Source organism: Paenibacillus xylanexedens (genome assembly GCF_017874615.1).
Lineage (GTDB): Bacteria > Bacillota > Bacilli > Paenibacillales > Paenibacillaceae > Paenibacillus > Paenibacillus xylanexedens.
The window spans coordinates 115,750-141,010 of the sequence record NZ_JAGIKV010000008.1; the positions used below are offsets into that span (position 1 = coordinate 115,750).

Annotated in this window: 23 protein-coding genes; 8 read left to right on the forward strand and 15 right to left on the reverse strand. The window is 45.6% G+C overall.

What is annotated here, in order from left to right:
- Nucleotides 1–25: 25 nt before the first annotated feature.
- The 3 genes from J2Z28_RS12595 to J2Z28_RS12610 all read right to left on the reverse strand — a co-directional run bounded on the left by J2Z28_RS12595 (nucleotide 26) and on the right by J2Z28_RS12610 (nucleotide 5,716).
- The gene (locus J2Z28_RS12595) at nucleotides 26–3,625 is read right to left on the reverse strand and encodes an S-layer homology domain-containing protein (protein ID WP_211082763.1); all 3,600 of its coding nucleotides are present in this window, start codon (nucleotides 3,623–3,625) and stop codon (nucleotides 26–28) included.
- 495 nt (nucleotides 3,626–4,120) lie between these two features.
- A complete protein-coding gene (locus J2Z28_RS12605; RefSeq protein WP_211082764.1) occupies nucleotides 4,121–5,278 on the reverse strand; it encodes a glycerate kinase family protein in 1,158 nt (385 codons plus the stop codon).
- 3 nt (nucleotides 5,279–5,281) lie between these two features.
- Entirely contained in the window at nucleotides 5,282–5,716 is a 435-nt protein-coding gene (locus tag J2Z28_RS12610; RefSeq protein WP_211082765.1) for an Lrp/AsnC family transcriptional regulator, read from the reverse strand.
- Between the two features lie 161 nt (nucleotides 5,717–5,877).
- Between J2Z28_RS12610 and J2Z28_RS12615 the strand changes: the two genes are divergently transcribed.
- The gene (locus tag J2Z28_RS12615; protein ID WP_211082766.1) at nucleotides 5,878–6,345 is read left to right on the forward strand and encodes a VOC family protein; all 468 of its coding nucleotides are present in this window, start codon (nucleotides 5,878–5,880) and stop codon (nucleotides 6,343–6,345) included.
- 91 nt (nucleotides 6,346–6,436) lie between these two features.
- Here the strand turns inward: J2Z28_RS12615 and J2Z28_RS12620 are convergent, their stop codons facing one another.
- Nucleotides 6,437–6,991 (reverse strand): hypothetical protein, encoded by a 555-nt coding sequence (locus tag J2Z28_RS12620; protein WP_211082767.1) that lies wholly within the window; start codon nucleotides 6,989–6,991, stop codon nucleotides 6,437–6,439.
- Nucleotides 6,992–7,087: 96 nt separating this feature from the next.
- On the opposite strand from J2Z28_RS12620, the gene J2Z28_RS12625 reads away from it, so the two are divergent.
- Nucleotides 7,088–8,005, forward strand: a complete 918-nt coding sequence (locus tag J2Z28_RS12625; protein WP_211082768.1) for a phosphatidate cytidylyltransferase — start codon at nucleotides 7,088–7,090, stop codon at nucleotides 8,003–8,005.
- A 109-nt stretch (nucleotides 8,006–8,114) separates the two neighbouring features.
- Here the strand turns inward: J2Z28_RS12625 and J2Z28_RS12630 are convergent, their stop codons facing one another.
- On the reverse strand, nucleotides 8,115–8,693 hold the full coding sequence (locus J2Z28_RS12630; RefSeq protein WP_244988259.1) for a hypothetical protein: 579 nt from the start codon (nucleotides 8,691–8,693) through the stop codon (nucleotides 8,115–8,117).
- A 405-nt stretch (nucleotides 8,694–9,098) separates the two neighbouring features.
- Nucleotides 9,099–9,476 (reverse strand): LysM peptidoglycan-binding domain-containing protein, encoded by a 378-nt coding sequence (locus J2Z28_RS12635; protein WP_211082769.1) that lies wholly within the window; start codon nucleotides 9,474–9,476, stop codon nucleotides 9,099–9,101.
- Between the two features lie 304 nt (nucleotides 9,477–9,780).
- Here J2Z28_RS12635 and J2Z28_RS12640 point away from each other — a divergent pair, with 304 nt between their 5' ends.
- The 3 genes from J2Z28_RS12640 (at nucleotide 9,781) to J2Z28_RS12650 (ending at nucleotide 12,253) form a co-directional block, all read left to right on the forward strand.
- Nucleotides 9,781–10,833 carry a bifunctional transcriptional activator/DNA repair enzyme AdaA gene (locus tag J2Z28_RS12640; RefSeq protein ID WP_211082770.1) on the forward strand — a complete coding sequence of 351 codons (1,053 nt, stop codon included), beginning with the start codon at nucleotides 9,781–9,783 and terminating at the stop codon, nucleotides 10,831–10,833.
- 77 nt (nucleotides 10,834–10,910) lie between these two features.
- A complete protein-coding gene (locus J2Z28_RS12645; protein WP_036671753.1) occupies nucleotides 10,911–11,684 on the forward strand; it encodes an isocitrate lyase/PEP mutase family protein in 774 nt (257 codons plus the stop codon).
- A 50-nt stretch (nucleotides 11,685–11,734) separates the two neighbouring features.
- The gene (locus J2Z28_RS12650; protein WP_211082771.1) at nucleotides 11,735–12,253 is read left to right on the forward strand and encodes a hypothetical protein; all 519 of its coding nucleotides are present in this window, start codon (nucleotides 11,735–11,737) and stop codon (nucleotides 12,251–12,253) included.
- Between the two features lie 166 nt (nucleotides 12,254–12,419).
- Here J2Z28_RS12650 and J2Z28_RS12655 read toward each other — a convergent pair whose 3' ends face one another.
- From J2Z28_RS12655 to J2Z28_RS12685, 8 genes are all read right to left on the reverse strand, one after another.
- On the reverse strand, nucleotides 12,420–13,118 hold the full coding sequence (locus J2Z28_RS12655; RefSeq protein ID WP_211082772.1) for a hypothetical protein: 699 nt from the start codon (nucleotides 13,116–13,118) through the stop codon (nucleotides 12,420–12,422).
- Nucleotides 13,115–13,669 carry an AAA family ATPase gene (locus J2Z28_RS31165; protein WP_244988260.1) on the reverse strand — a complete coding sequence of 185 codons (555 nt, stop codon included), beginning with the start codon at nucleotides 13,667–13,669 and terminating at the stop codon, nucleotides 13,115–13,117. The genes J2Z28_RS12655 and J2Z28_RS31165 overlap by 4 nt, the downstream gene beginning before the upstream one ends.
- 9 nt (nucleotides 13,670–13,678) lie before the next feature.
- Nucleotides 13,679–13,990, reverse strand: a complete 312-nt coding sequence (locus J2Z28_RS31170; protein ID WP_244988261.1) for an ATP-binding cassette domain-containing protein — start codon at nucleotides 13,988–13,990, stop codon at nucleotides 13,679–13,681.
- Nucleotides 13,987–14,367, reverse strand: coding sequence for a GntR family transcriptional regulator (locus J2Z28_RS12665; protein ID WP_036611682.1), 381 nt, complete (start codon nucleotides 14,365–14,367; stop codon nucleotides 13,987–13,989). Before J2Z28_RS12665 ends, J2Z28_RS31170 begins: the two co-directional genes overlap by 4 nt.
- Before the next feature lie 99 nt (nucleotides 14,368–14,466).
- The gene (locus J2Z28_RS12670) at nucleotides 14,467–14,637 is read right to left on the reverse strand and encodes an aspartyl-phosphate phosphatase Spo0E family protein (protein ID WP_074092797.1); all 171 of its coding nucleotides are present in this window, start codon (nucleotides 14,635–14,637) and stop codon (nucleotides 14,467–14,469) included.
- Between the two features lie 244 nt (nucleotides 14,638–14,881).
- On the reverse strand, nucleotides 14,882–16,264 hold the full coding sequence (locus J2Z28_RS12675) for a transcriptional regulator (RefSeq protein ID WP_211082773.1): 1,383 nt from the start codon (nucleotides 16,262–16,264) through the stop codon (nucleotides 14,882–14,884).
- 272 nt (nucleotides 16,265–16,536) lie between these two features.
- Nucleotides 16,537–17,454: an aldo/keto reductase gene (locus tag J2Z28_RS12680; RefSeq protein ID WP_211082774.1), complete on the reverse strand. Its 918-nt coding sequence runs from the start codon at nucleotides 17,452–17,454 to the stop codon at nucleotides 16,537–16,539.
- Nucleotides 17,455–17,600: 146 nt separating this feature from the next.
- Entirely contained in the window at nucleotides 17,601–18,491 is an 891-nt protein-coding gene (locus J2Z28_RS12685) for a diacylglycerol/lipid kinase family protein (RefSeq protein ID WP_211082889.1), read from the reverse strand.
- A 381-nt stretch (nucleotides 18,492–18,872) separates the two neighbouring features.
- On the opposite strand from J2Z28_RS12685, the gene J2Z28_RS12690 reads away from it, so the two are divergent.
- The 3 genes from J2Z28_RS12690 (at nucleotide 18,873) to J2Z28_RS12700 (ending at nucleotide 23,489) form a co-directional block, all read left to right on the forward strand.
- Complete coding sequence (locus J2Z28_RS12690; RefSeq protein WP_211082775.1) at nucleotides 18,873–20,390, forward strand: leucine-rich repeat domain-containing protein; 1,518 nt, start codon at nucleotides 18,873–18,875, stop codon at nucleotides 20,388–20,390.
- A gap of 283 nt (nucleotides 20,391–20,673) precedes the next feature.
- On the forward strand, nucleotides 20,674–22,014 hold the full coding sequence (locus tag J2Z28_RS12695; protein ID WP_211082776.1) for a glycoside hydrolase family 30 protein: 1,341 nt from the start codon (nucleotides 20,674–20,676) through the stop codon (nucleotides 22,012–22,014).
- Between the two features lie 311 nt (nucleotides 22,015–22,325).
- A complete protein-coding gene (locus tag J2Z28_RS12700) occupies nucleotides 22,326–23,489 on the forward strand; it encodes an MFS transporter (protein ID WP_211082777.1) in 1,164 nt (387 codons plus the stop codon).
- Between the two features lie 13 nt (nucleotides 23,490–23,502).
- On the opposite strand, the gene J2Z28_RS12705 is transcribed toward J2Z28_RS12700, so the two are convergent.
- Nucleotides 23,503–25,110 (reverse strand): helix-turn-helix domain-containing protein, encoded by a 1,608-nt coding sequence (locus J2Z28_RS12705; protein ID WP_211082778.1) that lies wholly within the window; start codon nucleotides 25,108–25,110, stop codon nucleotides 23,503–23,505.
- Between the last annotated feature and the right edge of the window lie 151 nt (nucleotides 25,111–25,261).

Here is a 25,261-nt window from a genome sequence, read left to right on the forward strand (position 1 = left end):
GAACTCTGTGATTCTGTAACAGATATTACTTTTGCGCTGCGGCTTCGATATCAGCATATGCCCAGTGTGTTGCTGGTACATCACTGAACGTTAGCGTAACTGCGCCAGTTAGGGGTGTCCGGTTGAACAGTACGTTCAACACTTTCACCGCTTCAGCACGCGTCAGCTTACTATCCGGTTTGAATGTACCATCGTTGTATCCAACCATCAGGCCAGCCGATTGCACGTATGCAATCGCATCTGCTGCCCACAGGTCTGCGGATACGTCTGTGAAGGAAACTGCTGGACCATTCACGGTTGTTGCACTCGCTTGTTGCTGCGTCCAGCGATACGCAATCGTTGCCATCTGTGCACGGGTGATCGAACCTTCCGGTGCAAATTGAGTGTTGCTCATGCCGTTCATGATACCAGCGGATTGAGCCTTTTGAATCTCACTTGTTGCCCAGTGTGTTGCAGATACATCCTTGTAACTCACGCTATTCCCGGAACCTGCTTTTTCAGTTGGAAGATTGCGAGCCAGCATGGCTGCCATTTGTGCACGTGTTACGAATGCGTCTGGACGGAAGTCAGCACCGAAACCTTGGATGTACGGTTGATGTGTACTTTGTGAAGCTTTCAGTCCATCCACAACAACGAGGGTGAACGTACTGAATTTCGTTACAACAAACTCAATGCCTTCGCTGTTATCCGCGAGTTGCACCAATTTGCCTTGAATCAATTCTTTTGTGCCGTCACTGTGTTCGATATAGATCGCCAGGTTGTCCAATGCTTGCTGACGAGCAGCCGGATCAGTTGGCAGACTGTCACGCAGTGGCAACGTGAGTGTCACTTCGCGGCTCTGCATATTCGTGTCGATCTCTACCGGACGAGCCAGCACGCGTACATTCGTGTTTGGAGCAACCTGTTGAATCAATTGCTCTTTCTTCGCACGTTCTTCCACTTCTTTGCGTTCGGATTCCTTTTTCAGTGGAACCACACGGAAGTATAAGTCTTGATCGAATCCGGCGATGGAATTCGTCGGAACGGAAATCACTACATTTTCAGTGGAAATCTCCAGCTTAAGCGAACCATCATTCAATTCTTTCACCGCTGCCTTTGGCAGTTCAATACGTGTCTCGGACACGGAATCTTTGGTGTCTGGGATGACAATGCGTGCGGTGTTCATGTTCAATTGCTTCGCTTTTTCAACAGATTCCTTGGCAATCGCTTCGGTCATTTTCACCAGGTCTTTGATCGTGCCGTTGGTTTCGGTTGTACGGGTAATCGGCGTTTTGGTCAGGTTCGTGCCGTTTGTTCCATTAACGTCAACCACGATCTGCTCTTGTTTCGTTGTTGGTGCAGGTGTAGACGTTACAGGCGTAGTCGTAGATGATCCGCCACCACCACCTGTGTTTCCACCCGGGTTAGGCGTTGGAGTATTGCCATTATCTGTGCTGCTATCACCATTTTGTGTAAAGACAAACTTCACAGCGCGGCCTGGCAGTTCATCGCTGATTGCTTTGCAACGAACCCATACCGTTTTGTTGCCGCTAAGGTCCATTTTTTGAATGAAGGCAACATCAATCCAGTGCAGCTTATTGTCAAAGGATATCTCCATCGTGCTGTCCAAGCCCGTTAGGGTGTTATTAATGTCATTACCCTTCACATTAGGAGCCGTAAAGAATCGATTAAATACATATTGCAGATTCCCAACATCCTCATAGCTGTCTTGTTCATTTAGGACCCATTCAGCCAATTCCTTCTGGCCTTCAGTACTGAGTTCTGCCCTTTTGGATAAATCAAGAGCGCCTCTAAGATTAAATTTGTATTTGCTGAAGAATGCTTCACCTTTACTCTGATCTTTCATTGCTTTATCAAGCCATTGATCCATTCGCGGTATAGAAGTAGCTTGCTCAAATGAATCGATAGGCATAGAGAGGAGATTCAGGACAATATCAGGATCAACAATATCCCCTTTAGACACTCCTTCCAACCTTTCGAATGCAACTAGATGCAAGTAATTATATGCCAGTACACCTTTATCTACTTTGCTACGTTCCAAATGTTGTTGTCCAAGGCTGCGTAGCACATAGGTCTGTTGGTCATTAAAGTGATTAGGTCCATTTACTAGTTGCTGAGCGAGCAGATCCAGCTTATTCCTAAGAACATTGAGTTCCCTCTGCTCCCAAACAGATTGTGCCAATACACCAAGTTCAATCATATATTGGACCTGTTCTTTATTTTTGTAATCTTTATTTACATATTCAATCAAGAATCCCGCAATGAAATCTCTAACCTGCAAAGACAAGGCACCGTATCCGTTAGGAAGAGTGATACCCAGCTCTGGATCTTCCATAGCCATTCGCATTGCTTCGATATTACTGTTGCTCTTTGCAGTATTTAAGACAGTCAATGGATCGCTTTCGTTATCATCAGGGAAAAATTTATTAAATGCAGTCTGGATTTCTTCAAAACTTGTATATCCTTCATCCGGTCTTTCACTAAGCATAAGATCAGCCAATTGCTCCTGCTCTTCGGATGAGAGGTTTTCCCATTTGCTGATATCCAAAGGGAAACTTCCAAGTGGTTTTTCTTGGTTTTCTTCTTTGGAGTTATACGATTCTATACCTTCTTGAATTTCAAACATCTCATCTAATACTTTCATCATATCTTCTGACGATACTACCTTATTTATAAAAGGAGTATCACTTACTACTGAATCCCTATAACCCAGAATCTTCTTAATGGAAGGGTTACCTATGATTTTACGCTCATATATATAAGCAGTCATACGTTTTTCAATATCTGAAGAGTTGAGATACAGATCAATACGTTCATAGTATCCCTCTTCGACACTAGGATAATCAAAATGCAGTTTCCGCTCTGCTAGCTTTCCATAAAATTCATCAAGGACTATTCTGGAGTCTGATCCTCCAATTTTACGGGGAAGTTCCAGAGCTTGCAGAGCCAACTGCACCAGATATTGAACTTGTCCCTTATTCTGATATCCATCGCTAGTTGGTGGATCGAGACTCAGTACATGTGCTGCGAGTTCAATCTGATCGCCTTCAGATAACGAATTAAAATCAGGATCGGTTATGAATTGTTTATTACGAAAAAGGTCTATAACTTCCTGTTTAAAGTCAGAAGTATCGCCCTGCTTTATCTTTTTTTTGATTTCGTTAAACTGATCCAATTCACTCAGCTGTGTGCTAGGGTTAAAAGATTGCATCTTGTATGCAGTTTCCAACCCATTTTTATCTACAACCATTACATTATAATAGTACGTTTCGGTGTTGCTTAAACCCGTGATTTTTTTAGAGAATGTGCCGTCCGGAGACTCTGAACCCAACACCCACTCCTCATCTCCATACTCAAGTTTTTCTCTAATTTCTTGCATGTTGTTCAGGTCGGCAACACCGGAAACGAAGACCTGGTATTTTAATTCATAGGATGGAGTAGAATCAGAGCCAGCATACCTCCAATGTACTTCAACGTTATGATCTTCCGTCCGCTTGATTGTGATTAGGCCATCATTTCCTGGTACAGGAAATGATGCTCCGGCACTAACCTTCCCTGCTGGTGCCAACCATGGAGCTACTAACACCATAATGAGCATCAAACTAATTATTTTTCTGTAATTCATGTACTTGATCCTCCCTATCTCATGTTTTTTACATATAAATTCAATCCATCTGATACGTAAGGCCTATTGTAGTGCACTGCGATAAACAGAATCTAAACAAAAAGAGTAAATAAAAGGAAAAAGATCCACCCTGTAGTACAAAAACAGGATAGATCTCAACTTTTTTCGCCATAATTCATCATTTTATTTTAAAGAAAGTATTCTTTTGGGCCTATATAACTCCGGCTCTTAAATCAAGGTGTACCCGCCATCCACATACAATGTGCTGCCCGTCGTGAACGTATTGGCCATCAGATACGTAACTGTATGTGCAATTTCTTCCTTGTGCCATCAAGGGTAAAGATAACGCGAACGAAGCAACCTGAACGACAACTATACAATGGAACTTCACAGTAAAAAACGAGAGACAGATCACCTGATATCAGGCATATCCGTATCCCGTCTTTGTCACATCGCATTCCAATCCGACCCTATAAGATCCAGATGGTCACTGATCTAAGAAAGTAGACCCAGCTTCAGTACTCTAGCAATATTCTCGGTGGTACGTTCCACATTCTCCGGGCCTTCTCGCAATATTCGATCCAGATCTGCTGCCCCAGGCACAATACCAAATATGGCATCAATACCTTCTGCGTAGAGGGTGTCGATCCCTTCGCCCACATAGCCTGCAAGAGCAATCACGGGTTTACCCGCTTCCTTGGCTGCTCGAGCAACACCATAGGGGGTCTTGCCAAATTTCGTTTGGAAGTCGATACCGCCTTCACCCGTAAATACCACATCCGCAGCAATCAACTTTTCACGCAACTCAGTATATTCAATGACAATTTCAATCCCTTTACGTAACACAGCCTGTGTAAAAATCAAAAGTCCCGCGCCCAATCCCCCAGCCGCTCCGGCTCCTGGTACATCACGGATATCCTTGTGCAGCTGCTGTTTCACCACATCTGCATAATGGGACAGATTCGTATCCAGCTGCTCCACCATCTCTGGAGTTGCCCCTTTTTGTGGTCCAAACACCCTTGATGCGCCATACTCCCCACATAGGGGATTGGTCACATCACAGGCCACAATGAACTCCACTTCTTGCAAACGCTCATCCAGACCAGATACATCAATCTGAGCCAGTTGATCCAGAACCCCGCCACCACGCGCAAGCGGACGACCCTCTGCATCCAGAAACTTGGCACCAAGCGCTTCAGCCATGCCAGCCCCACCATCGTTGGTCGCACTACCACCAATACCAATGATGATCTTGCGTATGCCGAGGTCCAGACATGCGCGAATCAACTCGCCTGTTCCATAGGTTGTCGTCCGGAGCGGGTCCCGGGTCTCCTTGGTAACCAAGTGGATGCCGCTGGCAGACGCCATTTCGATGGCCGCCGTTGTTCCGCTACCCAGAATGCCATACTGTGCAGTGACTGTCTGACCCAATGGTCCGCTCACCTCGTGCTGGTGAAGGACGCCGCCGGAAGCGTCCACAAGGGACTGCACCGTACCTTCCCCACCATCTGCCATAGGTACATGAATATAGCCTGCCGTCGGGTATATTTTACGCAAACCTTTTTCCATCGCGATACATACTTCTTTCGCTGTCATGCTTTCTTTGAACGAATCCGGTGCCAGAACAAATGTCTTCTCTCTAGTCTCTCTCATATCTTAAAGGAGAACACGGTTTTCCATAATATTTTTCATGCTGATATGGGATTTGGAGGGTCCCAGCTTCACCAGTGAATCCTGAAATTCGGCAAGCTCTTCAATGGACGCCGTCTGTACCTTGATCAGATAGTTATACTCACCGCTAATCCGATAGACATCCGTGACTTCGATAGCCTGTTCACAGAACTGGACCAACTCTTCGCAATACTCTGTTTTGAGTAAAATAAACGTCGTGGTTCCACGGTTTAACCGGGCCAGATTATAGATGGTTGAATAGCCGGTTATTACACCTCTCTCCTCCAGTTTCAGAATTCTTTCCTTAACCGAAGGTTGGGACATGTTAATTTCTTTGCTTATCTGTGCAACGGGGATACGTGCATGATGTTGCAGCAAGCGCATAATCTGCTGATCGATTTCATCTATCATGTGTTCCATTTGTAAGACCTCCGAGTCGTCGACTTATTTAATAAGGTTTTTCTAATGAATTAGCTAAAAATAGTTAGATTTCATCTCATTATATCCTTTGATATTGTATGGTTCCAATGCGATATCAACCCTATAATTTAGAATACAATCTGAAAAAGGAGCGATGTAATGTGAGTGTTATTGGACTTGCACATGTAGCCATTCAGGCTCGTAATTACGAAGATACTCTGGCGTTTTATACAAAAGTATTGGGATTCAAGGTCGGTCACTCCTGGAGTTTGCCTTCCTTCCACATTACCGAGGCATGTATGCTGATCTCTCCGGATCAGCGTACCTGTATTGAGGTATTTGACCCAAAAGCCGTCATTCCCGCCGAGGGTGAACCTGCCACCTCTCCTGAAGCGGTCCGGCACGGCGCACTGTTACACTTCGCCTTTTACGTGCATGATGTAGAAGATATCTATGACCGAGCGCTCGCCCATGGAGCCAAAGCCTATGTTGAACCGGATTGGATATCGCTTGGCGAACCTGCACTTCGGGTTAGAAATGCGCTCGTCCACAGTCCGAACGGTGAAGTGATCGAATTCCTTGAAGCGGTTGATTTTGACCGATCCTCATCCTCACCATCATCCATATGAAGTACACAAACAGCCTGTTGCCTCGTCATTCGTGGCAGCAGACTGTTTCATGGTTCGATTTCCTTGGCAAGCATCAGCACACGCACCTACCCTACTCTTGCTCTGCATTCCCCAGCGTATACTCGCTTAGCTTTCCTTCATAGACCAATTGCAATCGTTCACTCTGGCGAAAATCATCCGGTGTCACCAGCGCCGGCAGTTTATTCCACAGTTTGATTCCCGAACGCTGTAGAATCTCGGCTACAAATTGGGAACAGAAGTAGGAGTTGCTGAACTCCACCGGCTCCTTGAGCGTAATGCCAATCACGCCGAGCAGATTGTACATATATTTCTGGCGGCTGCGGATGAAGATGTGCAGCACACGTTTCATCTTTTCCACTTCACGATCCGTTACCTGAAGCTCATATATGACACATGTAGTATTGGGATACTTGCTGTATGTACCTGTCTGAATATCTTCCTTCACAAACCCGCCGTTAAGCGGATTGCTCGGATGCTTGCGGCCGAAGCTGTACAGCTCGGTTAACTCCTGGTCAAATGAGATCGATGCGTGATTATATGGCGCTCGGGTGTAACTCTGAATAACCTTGGTAAACAGCGTTCCTGTATTCGTAAGCAGGATATAGATGGAGCGTTCATCTGTCATAGCAAAATTTCCCCTTATCAAGTTGGTACTATTCCTTCATAATAACATAGGTACCCTATAATGGAATCTTACTTTGAATAAGCAGGTGATCGGTACGTGAGCAGTTCACTCTTTACACTAACGTTAATCTTCATAGCTTTACTTGTGATACATATCGTGTACAAAATTATTGCAAAGCTTCAGCCAAGCAAAGACTATTCAGGCATCGGCCAAAAAATCAAAACCTGGTGGGGTATGTTTGTGATCTTCTGCCTCGCCACCCTTTTTAACCCCATCGTGTCCCTCATCTCCCTTATGGTGCTTGCATTCTTCTCACTCAAAGAATACTTCTCCATGATTCGCAGTACACGCAAAGCCGACCGCAGGCTGTTCCTGTGGGCGTATCTGGCGATCCCGGTTCAGTTCTACTGGATCTACATTGGATGGTATGGCATGTTTATCGTGTTTATTCCCCTATATGTGTTCCTGGTGCTGCCCTTGCCACGCCTGATTAACAAAGGTACGGTCGGTTTCCTGCGCAGTGTCAGCTCCACACAATGGGGACTAATGCTGATGGTGTTTGGGCTGAGCCACCTGGCCTATTTCCCATTTGCCACACCGGAGTACGGGTCCAAGCTGGTGTTGTTCCTGGTCGTGTTAACACAGCTTAATGATGTGGTGCACTATCTCGTCTCTCTCTATCTGGGCAAACGAAAAGTGGTGCCTACAGCCAATCCATTTGTCACCTGGGAAGGGTTCGCGTGTGCATTCATAGTGACAACAGCTACGTCTTATTTTATTCATCCCTACCTGACGCCATTTGATTGGAAGTTCTCGCTGTTCATCGGGGTGTTGATCAGTTTGGCCGGATTCTTCGGAAGTCTGACGGTGTCTGTACTGAAGCGCGATCTGTTAATTGGAGATGACAACAAGTTCGATTCGCTCAAAAAAAGCTACCTGAGCCGGGTGGACAGCCTGACCTATACCTCGCCGGTTATGTTCCACGTGGTCCGTTATTTCTTTGACTTTATGTAGCAACAGATAGATCGGCGATCTTGTAATTAAGTATGTCAAAAAAAGCAGCCCAAGTGGCTGCTTTTCCTGTTCAACAGGCTCTAGATGGAGCCTTCATGATATGCCTGCGTTACTTCAACGTGATTTCTTTTTCGGACATGATTTCGTTCCCCTCATCATTTGTGAAGACAAATGTGGCTTTGCCCCGCTCGCCCTTCATCTCATCCGAATAGATAAAGCCGGAGAATTGTCCATTGCCGCTAAAGTAAAACCCCTCTTCACCATTTCCACCATGTTCGATGGCTTCCTGTAGCGAATTTACAATCGTCACCGTGTTAGACGTCCACCGCATCTCCGTTAGTGTATACCCCTTCGGGACCTGTTTAATTCCAAAATCAAAGCTGTTACCCTCGCTCGGTTTCTCCGTCTGGTCAATGACAATATCAATCTGCTCAGACGGTTCAGTGGATTCCGATTGAGCCGTAGGCTTGCCCTCATCACCACTGGCACTGCCTTGGTTATTGTTATTCTTCGCATCCGCATTCGGAACAGAGTTTTCTCCAGCTTCCTCTACGGGTTGCTTCGATTGTGGATAGGCGTGCTCCTGAACCGATTCACCATTATTCTGGACTCCACAGGCACTAACTAAGAGCGAAATGCAGAGCACAGACATGCAAAGTGCAGATTTCTTTATATTTATTTTCATCATCTACTTCTCCCTTCATCCATTTACAGCACATATATCTATATCAGTTGAACTAGTCATTTACACGATAACGGAGAGGACAGAAAAAACCTGAAAAAGCGAAGCGTTCGCCTAAAAGCTTTCTGAAAGAAAGCTGCATCGGAAGCATACGCTATCCCCGGATTTTCCCTTTAAGAAAAGGGAATCAAAAAATCTGGGGATAACAGCGATTGGAAGGTTATTCTGTCATCGTAGTGTCAGTGTAAATATTCTTTAGTTCAACTTATATAGCACGCCACTTATTAATCACTACACCATATCGTCCCACATGAAGCTCCATTATATGTAAATGATTAATAAATTCAGTATGTAACTGCACCTCGATGAATAAAAAAAGAACTCTGTTCATGACGTCATGCACCGTTTATTTTATCGATCAAATCCAGGCAAGACCAACACTTGTCCAATCTGAATGGCGTTATGCTCAATTTTGTTCACTTTCTTGATAGCTTCTACATACACACGAGTGTCCATCTGCTGAGGTTTATGTGCCAATGAAATGCCCCACAGTGTATCTCCCTGAGATACAACGATCTGGTCCCCCGATAATAATTGCTCATCTCCGGCAAATGCAGTGAATACAGCACTACACCCTATGATTATAATTAGAGTTATAGTTACGATCTTCATTAGCCAGGTTGGCGTCTTCACACGCTGCATGAAATGATCTTTAACATACACGGTGCGAGACTCGGACGTTTTGGTATAAACGGATTCATAAATACTTTTGTACGTAGAATATCTCATTCTAGTCGACCTCCAAACTTTCATTCCGCTAATCTTTAATTTCATGTTTACCTATGTATTTTTCATATAACAATGAATGATCAATAACTCACTTTTTCACCATATAGGTATCTTTGCCTAAGTTTCCCTGCCCTGATAGGTCTATACTACCAGTTCACTCTAAACAAATTCTGAACAACCGAATTTCAATGTTATATCCGATTTAATCTATCCAATATTCATGCCTGATTTTCGGCGATGCTTGCTGCAACGTTTTTCTATAATAGGTATAGATAAAGATTCTAATGAGTAAGGACGTGCCCCCATGATTTCTGCTGATCTGAAGGAACAATATTACGAGGCGCTTGTGGCCAAGGATTCGGAATACGAGGGTTTATTCTATGTTGGAGTCCGAACCACAGGTGTGTTCTGTCGTCCCACATGCCCTGCGCGAAAGCCAAAATTCGAAAACTGCGAATTCTATGAAACGGCACAGCAGGCACTTCTGGCCTCTTATCGCCCTTGCCAGCGCTGTCGTCCACTTTCTCACCCTAACCAAGTATCCGATGTCGTTCGCATATTAGTGGAAGCTGTGGAGAAAAATCCGGAGAAACGCTGGAAAGGACAGGATTTCAAGGCCCTCTCCATCGACGAATCCACGGCTCGCCGACAGTTCAAGAAGCGGTTCGGCATGACCTTTGTAGAATATGCTCGCGCTCGCCGCATGGGACTTGCCCTGAAAAATATTCGCTCCGGCCGCACCGTGATTGATAGCCAATTATCTACCGGATATGAATCAAGCAGCGGCTTCCGCGATGCCTTTTCACGGATCATGGGTGCTGCCCCTACACAAGTCGATGAAGGACAAATCCTAAAAGCGTCCTGGATTGACACCCGCCTCGGCCCGATGATGGCCATTGCAGATGAGGAGTCGCTATATTTACTGGAATTTGTGGACCGCAGAGGTCTGGAGCGCGAAGTTGAGCGTCTGCGCAAACGAACCAAATCAGCGATTGTACCCGGCACTACAGCTCCCATCCAGTCTATTGAGCGTGAATTAAACGAGTACTTTCAAGGTATTCGGACAGCATTCGACACACCGTTGTTCTGTTTAGGAACACCATTCCAAAAGCGTGTGTGGGACGAGTTGCTGGCCATTCCGGCTGGTGAAACGAGGTCATATCAGGAGATTGCAAATGCACTGGGAAAACCGACTGCTTGCCGAGCTGTGGCACAGGCGAATGGGGCCAATCAGCTTGCAATTGTAATCCCGTGTCACCGTGTAATCAATGCCAGTGGTGAGCTGGGCGGATATGGCGGAGGATTAACTCGCAAAAACTGGCTTTTGACTCACGAGAAACAAAAACAGGGTAGCTGAAAAACAGAATGAAGTAATGAAGTACGCATCAAATGTCCAAAGGAATGCATGATATAACAAAGGAGAGTCAACATAATATGAGTACCTTAGAAGAAAAAGCAGCGTTGTTCCAACAATACCATGTGAAAGGAAAACCACTTGTTCTGGTCAATGTGTGGGACGCCGGAAGCGCACAAGCCATCCAATCCGCTGGAGCAACGGCCATTGCTACCGGAAGCTGGTCCGTTGCTGCGGCCCACGGTGAACGCGATGGTGAAGCCATGCCATTCCATCTGGTGCTTGCCAATCTCGCACGGATTACAGCGAGCGTGGATCTGCCTGTAACGATCGATATAGAGGGAGGGTATGGGAGGTCTGTGTCAGAAGTGAAGCGAAATATCCTGCAAGTCATCGATCATGGTGCTGTAGGAATCAACATTGAAGATCAACTTCCCGCTGGCTTGGGATTGTACACTGTGGAGGAGCAATGCCCGAGATTGTCCGCCGCCCGGGAAGCTGCGCAGCAGGCAGGCATCCCGTTGTTCATTAACGCCCGCACAGATATTTTTCTGCAACATGCACCTGAACACCATAACCACTCTCTCCTGGAGGAAGCACTTATACGTTCGAGCCATTATGCAGATGCAGGAGCCAGTGGTCTGTTTGTACCCGGTTTGCAGGATCACCAACTGATTCAGGAATTGTGTGAGCGTTCACCGCTGCCAATTAACGTTATGGTTACGTCTCCTGAGCCTTCACCAAAACAGCTTGCCACACTGGGTGTAGCACGTGTAAGTTACGGGCCATATCCCTATCTGCAAGTTATGGAACACCTAAAAGAACTGGGGAGAAACATTTTATCGGGAAATTAACAGGAGGGCATGTTATAATCACCTCTATTGAACATTTACAGGAGGCAATTATGCTTAACGTGGAACAAAAGCTAGAAGTGCTACAATCGTATCCCCAACTGCAACGCAAAGATGTTTCTCTCGGTCGAGTTAATTTCCACTACGAGGATAGTGCGTATGATAAAAAAATTGTTGCTCTCCATATTCACCCTAACGGAAACGGTTATATCTATGCAGGACTACTGCCTAACTATGAGACCGATGCCAAAGGATTCGTCAATATTCGTGATTACTCCGAAGCAGATCTGCGCACCTTGTTAGATGAAACGATCCAAGCGATGTCTCACAATCCCAACGCAGTTGAATTCCAAGAACCAGAACAAGTAAAAGCTGCTGCTCCTGCATTGTCTACAACCTCTACGGGTGGCGGAACGTGGATCGATGAAGATGGACATACGCTGACTTTAAAATACGAAGATGACATGTGGTATGTTTATTCCGGTGATAATCTGGATATGGCTTTTGAAACGCGTAGCGAAGCCGGCGAGTATCTCAAAGACGAAGGATTCAAACCGCAGGCTCAGGCTTAAGGGATGCACCTTCATTTGGAATGGCGTATAAAGATTGTTAAATAGGTAAATCCAATGATTTAGGATGATACAAAAAAAACACGAGGCGTGTTCGCACTCGTGTTTTTCATATTTACAGGAAGTTTCGCTTAGATTCCTTGCCCAGTTCCTTTATAACTGTTTCCTGTCAGTCTTTTTTGGATTTCATGGTAAGCGGCGCATTCTTCATCATCGGGTACGTAGATAGAAGTAGCGCACCACCAATACATCCCAGAACGGTGAACAATGTCATCATATTCACACTCGCAAACCACTTCATCCACTCCCCAAAATCTGCGAAGACAACGATCAGAGTGATAACTAGCCCTACCCCAAAGAACATAATGAAGAAGTTACGCATCCCCAAGCGCATCCAACAAACCGTCGGGAAGACAGAGATTCCCAGTACGAGAAAACCGCACATCAGATCGATCCACAGGTAGGATAAGAAATGATACTCGTTTGAATACAACATGCCTGGTTGATAAAGGGTTACGCCAACAATTCCTTTTTCCTGAAGCAGGTGTATGAGGAAATACGCCACATGCAGAATGACCATGGTGCCTGCAACCATCCATACCGAGTTCATATAGAAGGATTTCATGAATTGAATTCGTGTACTGCCCATACCGATCGCAACCGGAAACAGTGTAATAATTCCCCCGATTGCAAACGTACATATCCCTCCGTACATGGGACCAAACAGTTGCGTAGCATACGAGACATCAAATATGAAGCCAATGGCCAGATATACAACGGCGAGCATTAGAGCGATGGATGAAAATATGCCCAGATACAAACGCATATCATCGCGAATCAGTCGGTTCGTACCTTTTACTGCGTTCATGGTTTAACCCCCTCTTGATTACGGGTTCTGTTAACCAAATAATCTTGTAATGTCGCTTTCTCAATGGAAAGACCCTGCGAATGAGCGATATCCTTCCACATTTTCGAGTAGGGCTCATCAATCATCACTTTCACAGTCGATCCCATCTGGGAAGACTCTATAACTTTAACACCTGCTGTGACTCGATTGATATCGTCAATCCCCCCTGTTAGAAGAACCCCTTTTTCGCGTATCTCTTCCATCGGTTGATTTAACAACACCTCTCCGGCTTGCAAAACGATAAGGGACTCACACAAAGGCTGAATCTCCTCAATATGATGGCTGGATATCAGAATCAGACGCGGGTTATCTTCATAACTTTCCAGTAGCGCATTGTAGAAGAATTTACGCTTCTCAGCATCGAGTCCATTAGTAGGTTCATCCAGAATGGTTATCTTCGCATTACTGGCAAGACCCAATATAATCTGGGTGGCAGTCTTCATGCCTTTCGAAAATTTAATGATCTTTTTCTTCTCCGGTAGTTCGAACACATCGATTAAACGTTCCGCCAACTCCTGATTCTACTGCGGATGAAAATATTGCCCCATTTGAACCATGTCACTAACTGTCCAGTTTTTCCCCAGGGGATGATTCTCCTGGATGTAACACAGATGCTCTTGGGCAGCCAGATTATTATAGGGGTCTTGACCCATGATCTGAACGGTTCCACTGTCCGGGCGGTTATGCCCTGCCAGTAAACTCATCATGGTTGTTTTACCCGCTCCATTTCTTCCCCAGATCGCACTAATGATTGGCTCACTCTCATGTAGCGTAACCTGGTTCAGAACGGGCGTCTTCTGGTAGCTGTAGTTGACCTGCTCCATATGAATCATAACTCACTCTCCTTGTCCTTCTTGCCGCGAATCAGATCAATGATCATGTCTTCATTCATGTGAATCCGTCTGGCTTCTTCAAGTAAAGGCTTGATGTATTCTTCATAAAAATCTTGCTTCCGTTCAACGAGCAATGCTTCTCTTGCTCCCTTTGCAACAAACATTCCAACACCTCGCTGTTTGTATATAATCCCCTTGTCCACGAGCTCCTGCAATCCTTTGCGGGCTGTAGCCGGATTGATATTGTAGAAGCGTGACAGTTCATTGGTTGAGGGAACCTGTTCTTCCACCTTCAATCTGCCCTCCACAATATCGTCCATAATCATTGTAGCAATCTGATGAAAAATAGGCTGAGATTCATCCAAAGTCGATTTCATGTGCTTCCAACTTTCATACGTATTCATTAGTCAGTTAGTCGGTTAGTTACTCATGTAACTAACTATAGTATACAAAGACGCAAATGTAAATAGGCGAACTTAATTCATCGCCTTTCCTACCTTGACTCTGTTGTATTGATTAATAAGCCCGTCCAGGACTACGGATTGCTGGATCACTTCCGGATGAAGCAGACTGCCGTATTCCATATGCATGCGATATAACAACTGTCTGGCATCTTCGATCCGTGATATCAAATCCAGGCGATCCATAGTATCCCTCCTTTTTGTCATATTTTAGTGTATTATGCCAATCAAAAGCGCATGTGAGATACGACATACTTATTCTTCCACTTTAATACACAAAAAAAGAACGCTTCTGAAATGAATTCAGAAGCGTCCATTGGTTCAGGCTTATGTCCCTAAACCGTGATCATTTGTTCGGTAAATTGAAGGGTCTGGATTCTCCACAGTCGGGACAGGTCCAGTAACAGGAGCTACAATGCTCACCACTATACTACATGTAACTATCAGCAAAGCCAGCTTTCTCTTCATTGAGTTTCTGCACCTCACCAATCAAGATTTTGTACTGCTGTATAGCTGTGTCAGACGCATATTCCCTGTATTGCTCAAACAGTCCGACACCTCTAAGCATACCTCGTCCATCGCTAATTTCAATAGAAAATCTCAAGCTGTTCAGTACAAAATCTAATCCCTCCACAAACCTGTCTTTTTTAAGACAATACGTGCCTAATCCAGCTAAAAGACGAACGTAGCGATCATCGGTTACCTGCTTGCTTACTTTCCCAATCCGATTTCTCTGTTCATGATAAGTGAAGTATGGCTCATATTGATTGAGTACATGATCTATGTTCATATCATAACGGTTAGCAGCCGTTACAATATCACAAAGCGCTGGAAATATCTCATTTTCCTTCGTTGAGATATACGCGAGGTAGTCAGGTAATACTTCAAACTGCCCAGCCATTAATTGATATATATAACGATTACCTTCAGCCCATTCCTGAAACTGATGAATAACCACTTTTTCTTCAGGTTCAGGCTCTTTCACCCAACTGTAATCGGAGTATAATGCAACATACTTCAATGCCATTTCATAGTTGTTCAAGTGGAAGTGGGCACTTCCACAGGCTAAATACGCATACATAATATAAAAAACGATAGGTCGTTTGGTCTCTTCTTGTTTCCTTCGGCCATTCATCTCATAATGGATGGCTGCTTTCACCTTCAGCTTTTCAGATAGTTCCTGAACTTTACTCCATCTGTGAAGTGATGCAAATGCATTAATTAGTTCGTTAAGCGCATCCAACTGGTAGCGTTCATCTAGCCGATCCACATAATATTCGAACCGAGATGCAATAATCAGATTCCGGTGCTGATCATTCGTCAGTCCCAACCTGAACAGTCGATACTGACAGAGTGCAAGCCGCTCGGAATGTTGCATTTTCTCGCTTTCAGCGATATTTTCATATAGAAGAATGGCTGGTTTGAATTTACCCGCTTGGAAGAATTCTTCAGCCACATCAAATAACAAAGGAATATAGGATAGATTATCCATCATCAGACGAATAACCTCTTCAATACAGTCCAACTTGTCCAACTCGGCACAGCGATGAAGGAAGGGTCCCAGTCTTCGCCAGTCCGGGGTCGCGTGTACAAAACACTCGTCTATGTATAACTCATAGAAGTAACCTTCTTCCAGTCTCATGGCGGAAGTAATGCGATCCAACTGCTGCATGGCAATAGGCCGATTTTTATTCAAAATATTGCTGAGCGTACCCGAATTAATCCCTGACGTTTCCGAAAAATGACTAATGGACATCTGTTCACGCTTCAGATAACTTTCCAAGTGATCGCGTATCGTGGTTGTCGACTCCAAACGAACACCACCCTCCAAAATAAAAAACATAAACGGGATTATCGGTATGCAAAAGTAATTATATGTAATTAGAAAGTATCGGTCAATATAATAATTTCAACTAATTTGTATTAAAACCATTTTAATCCTTTTATAAAACGGACACTCCTATCCTTATTTTATATCGAAAACGCGCCTGACATCAAACCTGAAAATAGACAAAAAACACGAGCCATCTACGGGCTCGTGTTCTCAACTGACTCAGCAGTCATCATGCTCACTATAACTTGGATTTAAGGCAGTATATTACCTGCTGCACGGTAAATTTCATACCACTCTGGACGAGTGAGATGAACATCTCCTGCTTTTACACAGTCTTGCAGACGTTCAATATTCATCGTGCCTGTCACAGGTTGCATCTGTGCAGGGTGACGAAGCAACCATGCGATTGCAATCGTTGTATTGCTCACGTCATACTTCGTAGCAATCTCGTCGATCTTTGCATTCAATTCCGGGAACTTGTCGCTACCCAGGAATACACCTTCGAAGAATCCGTACTGGAACGGGGACCACGGCTGAATGGTGATATCATGCAGACGACAGTAATCAAGAATGCTACCGTCACGGTTAACCGCGGCATCGTTCTCCATGTTCACGTTGATGCCACTGTCAATCATCGTCGTATTGGTAATACTCATCTGCAACTGGTTGGCTACCAGTGGCTGTTTCACGTATTTTTTCAACAATTCGATCTGGTTCGGATTCTGGTTGGATACCCCGAAGTGACGCACTTTACCTTCGCGCTCCAGTTGATCAAAGGCTTCCGCCACTTCCTCCGGCTCAACCAATGTATCTGGACGGTGCAGAAGCAGTACGTCAAGATACTCCGTTTTCAGACGTTGCAGGATGCCATCGACTGAATTCAGGATGTGCTCTTTGGAGAAATCAAACATGCCTTTGCGGATACCACATTTGGATTGAAGAATCATATTTTCACGAACTTGGGGATTCATCTGTACCGCTTCAGCGAAGATCTCCTCACATGTTCCTGTACCATAAATGTCGGCATGGTCAAAGAAATTTGCGCCAACCTCCATTGCAGAACGAACAAAATGTTCGGCTTCCTTACCGTCTAGTGAATTAATCCGCATGCAACCCACGGCGACTACGGGTACTTCTAATGTGCTGCTGCCCAATTTAATGGTTCTCAAGATGTTTTCCCTCCATATTCGAATATTATCGTGTATCTTACCTTTGATTGTGACATAGATCTGCAATCGGTTTCAATAGCTTTATTCTACATTCATATGGAGAAATGATAGTTCTTCATTCCAGCCTATGGTTCCAAAAGAATAAGTTATACTTCTTCCGGTATGATAACCTCAATGTGCCTTGGCAGGACACGGATATGAATCGGCAGGGCAGGACCTTCTTCCCCATCTACATTGGTGCGAATGGCTTCGTCTGAGCGAACATGAACTTCTTTGGCTGTAAAATAGTCCACGTCCTTATGGTCTTTCAGACTACCAAAGAACAGGGAAGTACCTAGTGTCAGGCTGTTGAACACACTGATGTTGCGAACAACAAAACAATGTATCAGACCATCGTCCACCTCAGCATCCGGGGACAACTTCTCGAATCCTCCGACAGAATTGGTCAACGCCGCCAGAAAAAGTGGCGATTCCCCCTCCCAGATCTGTCCGTCATATTCGATGGTTAGATGATTGGCTGGTGTATTCACCAGGTCTTTCAAGCCTTCTTTGAGATATGCGAATGATCCCAACTTCGACTTCTCTTCCGAGGATACCGAGAACAGAGCTTCTGCCAAAGAACCCGCAGCCACCACGTTGGCAAACAGACGATCATTGATTTTCCCCAGATCCACGATATGGGTCTGACTCGAACGTAACTGCCTAATGGCTTCTTCCGGGTCAAGCGAGATATTCAGCGCACGCGCAAAATCATTCACCGTACCTAGCGGTACCACGCCCAATCGGGGACGATGATCCTGATCCATCATGCCGTTAATCGTCTCATGCAGCGTACCGTCGCCTCCGATGGAGATGACCAGATCACAGCCGTCTTTGCAGGCGCTCTGACAGTAGTTGGTGGCATCACCTTCCCCGGCCGTCTCGTTAACCACCACCTCATACTGCTGTGACTCCAGAATTTCTCTGACTTGGGACACATACTGCTCGGCCTCTTCCTTACCTGACGATGGATTACTAATGATCATGGCTTGGCGCATACTCACATCTTCCCCTCCAAATTGGCATCTTTACTTCATCTATACCCGTTTCAAGGGTGGGTTGAATAGGGTCTGCGGGAGATGTTCTATTTTTTTTGATAAACATGTCTCTAAAGAGTGCAGAGCAGGGTTTGTTTCATATAGAATAGAAGTAGAGAAATACCCATTACGAAATTCCTTGTTCCTTTTTCCCGTTGACGGGTTAATAACTATAGATGTGCTTTTAGCCGAACCTGCATATGTTAAACTCTTCAATTCACACTGAACACTCCCGTGGGCAGAACAACCTTCCGGTCGCTGTTATCGTGTAGATACTATACTTAACTAACTCAATCTGTTCGGATTATTTTATAATTCTAAAAATCGGAGGGAATGCATGCAATGAGAAGAATGACGCTATTATTTCTAGTATTCATCCTGAGTCTCGGGGCATCGGGGCAAGCCATGGCTTACACCACTACAGACTTGGGCGAGGGAATCATTGAAGATCCCGCTTTGGAGGACGGACTGAAGTTAATCCTGAACAAACCTCTGGATGTGCCATTAACTTCAACGGATCTGGAGCAGCTTGAGGTGGTAGATCTGAGCAATGCAGGTATTCACAGCCTTACCGGTCTCGAATATGCAACCAATCTGACTCACCTCCGATTATATGGGAATGAGATTGAGGATCTCACACCGCTGGCGCACCTAACCCAGCTTCGCGAGATCGATGTTCGCAATAATTACATTACATCCATAGACGCACTTACTGAATTAAAAGACTTGGGACGGCTGTACATCAGCAACAATTCCATATCTTCCATAGAGGTTGTACGTGGGTTCAACCGATTACATACGTTCCACGCCAGCGGTAACCAGATCGACAGTCTTGCGGCCCTCTCGGATGCGGATGCACTGAAGTGGCTTGAGATCTCAAACAATACGATTAGCGATCTGACACCGCTCATGGGTAAAACGCGACTCCAACAACTCAATGTAGCAAACAATCAGATTCAGACGCTGGACGTACTGGCAGAACTGCCAAATACGCTGCGGAACCTGAATGTGGCAGGCAACCAAATCACGGATCTGACACCACTGAAGCACATGACACGGCTGCGGACACTTGATATCTCTGGTAACCAAGTACAGCACCTTAAGGGGCTTGAGGGACTAACTGTGCTGAAGGAGCTGAATGCAGAATCCAATCAGATCTATGATCTGGAACCTCTTCGGCAACTATCCAACCTGGATGTATTGAAATTGTCCAACAACCGGGTGTGGGATCTAACACCGATTGCAGGTTTTACGTTTACCCGTGATCAGTCAGCGGCAAATGCCATACAGGATATCTCGGCCTCCACCTCGTTATCCTCCGGTATTCAGACATCTACCTCAGAGGTTGAACCTGCGGGACTCACGGTGCAGAACAACTATCTGGATGTTGTGAGCGGCAGTCATACGATGCAGCTTCTGAACCGGATGAATGTGCGGGAGCAGAAACGAACGCCGCAGGGCAGCTTCCAGCGTCTGATTGAAGGGTCCACCACTGCTTATGTAGGAGATCGCGCTTATGTACTGGATGCTGCACCTTTTATCGATGAAGGGCGGACCTATGTGCCTCTGCGATTTGTCTCGGAGCAGTTAAACGCCAGTGTGAACTGGAACAGTGGTACACGCGAAGCTGTGATCACACAGAATGACAAAACCATCCGCTGGAGCGTGGGCAACAAGCAAGTCGTCGTGAATGATGCGCTTGCGATCAATGATGCTCCTCTTCTGATGAAAAATGGTAAAGCTTTTGTACCGGTACGCTTCATCTCAGAGCAATTCAATACCTCTGTTGGTTACATCGGAAGCAGCAAAACGATTCTAATTTTCGAAAATAAACAGCTTGGTGAGAGTGTACAGCCTTAAGTAGTGTCTCACGTTCATTACCAGCCATAAGAGAAACACAGCGAAGTCCTTGTCTGAACAATCAGCGGGGATTTTCGCTATGACATTGGATAATGGTATATGGACATCGCCGATTACAAGCAAATACAGCATAAGATCTGTCTGTGCGGAAACGTACTCGTGGTGCTCTATCTTGGATTAGGGTAAATTTCACACGGTTTAGCATATCTTCTTTTGCAGTGGGAGTTGTTATACTGAACGTAATATATATGACAACTGAGGTTCAAGCGAGGAGGAAATTCACATGACATTCACGCTCACTGGTTATTCCACAACCCAAGACAACCCGTGGAGAGAGCTATCTTTTGTGCCGACTAATGAAAGCGCCAACTTAAAACTGACGGGTGAACAGCACCAGCTTGTGGAAGGGTTTGGCGGCTGTTTCAACGAGCTTGGTTATATGGCTCTATCCCACTTGAATGAGGAGCAGCGCCACGAGGTATTTCATTCTCTCTTCCATCCGGAGGGTGAGCACAAGTTTAACATCTGTCGCCTGCCGATTGGCGCAAGTGATTATGCAGAGCAGTGGTATAGCCACAACGAGATGGACGGCGACGTAGCCATGGAACATTTTTCGATCAAACGTGATTTCAAATATCTGATTCCTTACATTAAGGAAGCTCTAAGTTATAACCCAAACCTGCAATTCTTCGCCTCCCCATGGAGTCCGCCAACGTGGATGAAATCGCCCAAAGCCTATAACTACGGGACACTGCGCTGGGAGAAAGATATTCTGGAGGCCTACGCCCTGTATTTCGTAAAGTTTGTACAGGCTTACCGTGACGCAGGCATTACGATCCATCAGGTGCATGTGCAGAACGAAGTGATTGCAGATCAGAAATTTCCTTCTTGCATGTGGACAGGCGAGCAGCTTCGTGAGTTTATTGCCGATTATCTGGGCCCGGCTTTTGACCAACACGGTCTGGATACGGAGATCTGGCTGGGAACGATCAACGCCCCTGATCCATGGGAGGAATTAATCAAGAAAAAAACGAATGACTTCGATGAGTACGCTGGGCTTGTCCTGAGTGATCCAAAGGCCTATTCCTATATCAAAGGTGTTGGGTATCAATGGGCTGGAAAAAATGCCATTCAACGTACTGCGGCAAGTTATCCGGAGCTTCGGTATATGCAGACCGAGAACGAATGCGGCGATGGCAACAACTCATGGAACTACGCCAAATATGTATATAATCTCTACCAGCATTACTTCAGCAACGGAGTGAACGCGTACATCTACTGGAACATGGTTCTGGAGCCCAAAGGCCGCAGCACATGGGGCTGGGAGCAGAACTCCATGATTACGATAGATCCAGACACGACGGAGGTTACTCGGAACCCGGAGTATTATGTGATGAAACACTTCGCGCATCATATTGTTCCTGGTGCTCGAAGAGTCGGCCTGTCTGGCGCATGGAGCGGGAAATCCGTTGCTTTTCGCAACCCGGATAACAGTCTCGTGATTGTCATCAACAATCCATTCCGGGACCGTCGTGACCTGTATCTAACCCTTGAAGAAGGACAGACCCTACACATGGAGCTGGAAGCCGATTCATTCAACAGCATGGTTATTCATCCAAAATAACTAATCCAACACATCGTTAAAAACGCGGACATCAATAGCGTCAGCCCCAAGGATTCCCCGGGCCGGCGCTTTTTTTTTATGGGCCAGACCATGCTTATTGTCAGCATAATTACTCCTGTAGAACACAAGCCGAAGACGACTTAAAGATATGACGTTTCACTTTTTATATTTACAAATCTATAAATATAGATATAATGTAATCCAGAGAACTTACTCTCATGTTCATCATATTATAGGAGGCAAGGCAGGCTCATTTCAGCATAATATATCTACTTTTCTGTATATTTAAATTTAATGGAGGTACGCTTTACATGAAATCACAACAGGTCAATCCACTCCTTATCCTGATGCTGGCACTCGGGGTATTCGGAATTATTACAACAGAAATGGGAATTGTGGGGGTACTGCCTCAGGTCGCGAATAAATTCAACATTACGGCTGCACAGGCAGGTTGGCTGGTCAGTATATTTGCGCTAGTCGTAGCCATTGCAGGCCCTTTTCTCACCTTGCTGGCATCCGGGATGAATCGCAAAATTATCCTTTTAGCCGCTGTGCTGATGTTTGCCATCTCGAACGTCGTATATGCCTACGCTACAACATTTGATACCATGCTTATCTTCCGTATCATTCCCGCGTTATTCCATCCCGTCTTCTTTTCCGTAGCCCTGGTCACAAGTGCCCAACTTGTTCCGGCGGAGAAAAGTAGTCAGGCCGTCGCCAAAGTATTCACCGGAGTTACCGCAGGCTTTGCTTTTGGCGTGCCACTGACATCTTACCTTGCTGAACGCTTATCCCTCGAAATCGCCTTCCTGTTTGGAGCGATGGTCAGTGTAGTTGCTTTGATCGGCATATGGATCTGGCTGCCCTCCATGCCCGTGAAAGAAAAGATGTCCTATGGCAAGCAGCTCGGTATTCTGCGCAAACCTGGATTATGGCTGAATGTTGCCGCAGTCATTTTTATATTCGCCGCCATGTTCTCCGTGTACAGCTATTTCGCCGAGTATCTTGGACAGGTCACTCAAATGAGCGGATCATGGATCAGTGTCATGCTTACGGTCTTCGGTGTCGTCATGATTATCGGAAATTTGGGGTTTGGACAGTTTCTGCGTAAGAGCATGGTCCGAACTGTCCTCATGTTCCCCCTGCTCTATATATCAGCTTACGCACTCGTCTATTGGGCCGGTCCTCACTTCATGTGGATGGTTATTGTAGTCATCCTCTGGGCATCCGTGCATTCAGGAGGATTAATTGTAAGCCAAACCTGGTTAACCGCTGAAGCGCAGGACGCGCCTGAATTCGGCAATAGCTTATTTGTATCCTTTTCCAACCTTGGTATTACTTTGGGTACTGCCATCGGCGGATGGTTCATCGCGAACCTGGGAATACATCAATTGATCTGGAGCGGAATGATCTTTGCACTGATCGCTTTTGTCTTGATTTGGATTAAAATTAAATGCTTCACTCCCGCAGCCTAGGGTAAACAGATACTCAGGATTGGGACATTTGACGATCCAATATTAATTTCACCTGGGTATCCAGCTGGTAAGGCATAGATATGGGGTCGGTAACTGCAAATTCCGTATATTCGGTCATATATACCTGATTCTGCCTTACTGCGGGCATTTCCTGCCACCAGATGCTGTTTGATATACGTTGATACCGCTCCGAATCCAGCACCGTCAGGAACAAGTGGTCACCTGCATAGGATGTAACTTGCTCCTCTGAGATCATGAGATAAGCCTGACGGTCAATTAATTCCTTCTGAACCCGCTCTGGTGCCTGAAGTCCAAGGCCATCATACAGATTGTAGGCTCCCCTACACCAGTAATTGCCGAATACATAGATCGAATCATCGCGTATTTCCATCACGGAGAACGTATCTGTGCTTTTAATTACACCCTTTAACCGGGATTTCAGACGCTGTGTTTTACGCTCATATTGCTTCATTACCTTCTCCGCTTCTGGCCCCTTACCGAATACCTCTCCAAGTTTCTGTAACAATACAAATGGCTTGTGGTCGTTCTGTGAAAAGATATATGTCCGCGCGATTGGTGATAACGTGTCGTATTCCTCCTGATTTCCAACAAGAATCATCTCAGGCTGCAAATAGGAAATCTCCTGTGGGTCCAGCGGTACGCTGTTAACCTTGTGGAAACTCGCACTTAACGGGGTTAGGTAATGCTCATTGGACAGATTTTTGGCAACCGCTGCCGGGCGGATTCCAAGGGCAAGCAGATGGCCGAGACAACTCATCACACAGATGTTGGACGAGCTCTGCCGGTGGTTAAGAATGAACTGACCTGGCGAGATTCCTTCCATCTGTTTAAAGCGTCGATTGAAATAGTACTCATCCCGATATCCCACCAGAGTGGCCACCTCTTTCATACGTCCTCCGCGTAAAAGCAGTTGTTTGGCATGTTCCATCCGCAGCGTTGTCATATAATCCGACAGATTCGTTCCTGTGAGTTGTCTGAACCAATGGGTAAATCTGCGCTTGCTAATTCTGGCCTGTGCCGCCAGATCATCCACGGTAATTTCCTCGTTGTAGCGGCCCTTTAGCTGCGTAATGATCTCGGATATATTCGCTCTTGTATGCTCGCTGGAGACTTCTCCTTCGTACTCATGGGTATCTTGCAGCACCATACTCATTAATCTCTGAAACTGGGTGTGAATACCGACTCGTTGTTTGCGATCCTGTACCATACGACGGTTCTCAATCCCCCTGATCCGCTGCAATATGGCTCGAAATCCGGCCGTGTCCATCTCACGGGTCTCGACAAGGGCGGGGAACATTCTGCGTTCCGAATCATGCAAGGTAAAGGCGACTAACCACGCGGATAACAACGTCTCTTCGTTTATTCGAATCTCTACCGTGTGTCCTGCATTAATAACGAGGGGAACTCCATATTGCAGCTCATGTATCTTACCATCGCAAATGAGCAGACCCTCTCCCTCCTCCACCACAATCATGATCTCGGTTGTTAGTGTTTGTGGTGGAATATCATCGTTAGGCGATAGATGCTGTAGAGCCAACCCGTGAAGTTCGTAATAAATGCCGGGAACACCGTAACGGGTTTTGAGATGAGTCAGATCCAAAGTCAGCTCTCCTTTTCATGATAACCATTATCAATTAGAGCCATCATAACTCAACTCTTCCCTGGTTATCAATGGCCCAATCCTGCCCAGAACCAGCCTATTAATGCAAAAAAAACGTCCTAATCTTCCATTGAATGCATTCTTGAACGGC